Source organism: Streptomyces sp. AC558_RSS880, assembly GCF_019049255.1.
Taxonomy (GTDB): Bacteria; Actinomycetota; Actinomycetes; order Streptomycetales; family Streptomycetaceae; genus Streptomyces.
Genome location: NZ_JAGMUJ010000067.1, coordinates 1 through 347, shown reverse-complemented (window position 1 = coordinate 347; position 347 = coordinate 1). Strand labels below are relative to the sequence as shown.

Here is a 347-nt window from a genome sequence, read left to right as displayed (position 1 = left end):
TCGTGACTGCGTGCCTTTTGAAGAATGAGCCTGCGAGTTTGCGGTGTGTTGCGAGGTTAACCCGGGTGGGGTAGCCGTAGCGAAAGCGAGTCCGAACAGGGCGACTTTAGTAGCACGCTCAAGACCCGAAGCGGAGTGATCTAGCCATGGGCAGGTTGAAGCGGAGGTAAGACTTCGTGGAGGACCGAACCCACCAGGGTTGAAAACCTGGGGGATGACCTGTGGTTAGGGGTGAAAGGCCAATCAAACTCCGTGATAGCTGGTTCTCCCCGAAATGCATTTAGGTGCAGCGTCGTGTGTTTCTTGCCGGAGGTAGAGCACTGGATAGGCGATGGGCCCTACCGGGT

At 56.8% G+C, this 347-nt stretch carries 1 rRNA gene; it reads left to right on the top strand.

Annotated features, from left to right (window positions below):
• Nucleotides 1-347 (top strand): 23S ribosomal RNA (locus tag KUM38_RS21980); the annotation flags it as partial.